The following is a 1,146-nucleotide window of genomic DNA, read 5'->3' on the forward strand; positions in this document are numbered from 1 at the left end:
CAGAGCGAGGCCGCTGACTTCGGCCGAGCCACGAGCACCACCCTGTCGGTCTGGGGAAGGATCTGGACAATCGAAAGCTCGGGGGAAACCTGTGAGCGGAAGGCATGGAGCAAGGCGAATCACGGACGTCGACTGCGATTCCGAACTTATGCCCTTATTCGCACTGTTCGTGAATCCAGCACCCTGCACCAAATGTGCGGAAGAACCCAATCTGGATGGGAAGCCGCATTGCGTCGCCTGAAATGTTCCTGAATGCTGGGCCGTTGCCTCACGTAATTTGCTCCCCAGTGAGATGGGGCTGGGGGGCGATAATGAGGCAACTGAGCATGGCGACTCGAAGAGAGCTGACGGCCGCTGTGGGGCAGCGCTACAGAGAGGCGAGCCGCGCGGAGAAGGCGCGAATTCTCGACGAGTTTGTGGTGGTGACGGGCTTCCATCGAAAGCATGCGATGCGCCTGCTCCGAGGCGATATGGGGAAATCCCCGGTTCGGCGCACCCGTCGGCGGATTTACGAGGAAGCTGAACGAAATGCGCTGGTAGTTCTTTGGGAGGCATCGGACCGGATTTGCGGCAAGAGACTGAAAGCGCTGCTGCCGCTCCTGATCGAGTCGATGGAACGGAACGGCCACATGGGCCTGGCGCCTGAAATCCGCGCGAAGCTGCTGGCGGTGAGCGCGTCGACGATCGATCGGGCGCTGGGGAAGATCCGACAGGAGGGTGCACGCCAGCGGCGCCGGCCGGTGGCGAGCGCATTGCGACGGAGCATCCCGGTACGGACGTCCGCCGACTGGAAGGATCCGGCGCCGGGCTTTGTCGAAGCCGATCTGGTCGCCCACAGCGGGCCCTCGGCGCGCGGCAGTTTTATCCAGACGCTGGTGCTCACGGATATTGCGACCGGTTGGACGGAGTGTGCGCCGTTGCTGGTGCGCGAGCAAACGCTCCTGAGCACCGTGTTGACAGAACTTCGCCGACAGCTGCCGTTCTCGTTGCAGGAAATCGATACCGACAATGATACCGTGTTCATAAACGAAACGCTGAAAGCGTATTGTGAGCAGGCGAACATTGTGTTCACGCGTTGCCGACCCTACCGCAAGAACGACCAGGCGTTTGTCGAACAGAAGAACGGCGCCGTGGTCCGACGGATGG

At 61.4% G+C, this 1,146-nt stretch carries 1 protein-coding gene; it reads left to right on the forward strand.

Features of this window, described 5'->3' with window-relative positions; all coding sequences use genetic code 11:
* Positions 1-311 precede the first annotated feature (311 nt).
* On the forward strand, positions 312-1,146 hold an 835-nt coding region (locus CQ13_RS16615), incomplete at its 3' end, for an integrase catalytic domain-containing protein (RefSeq protein ID WP_156433717.1).

It is taken from the genome of Bradyrhizobium retamae (assembly GCF_001440415.1).
In the GTDB taxonomy this organism is placed as follows: Bacteria; Pseudomonadota; Alphaproteobacteria; order Rhizobiales; family Xanthobacteraceae; genus Bradyrhizobium; species Bradyrhizobium retamae.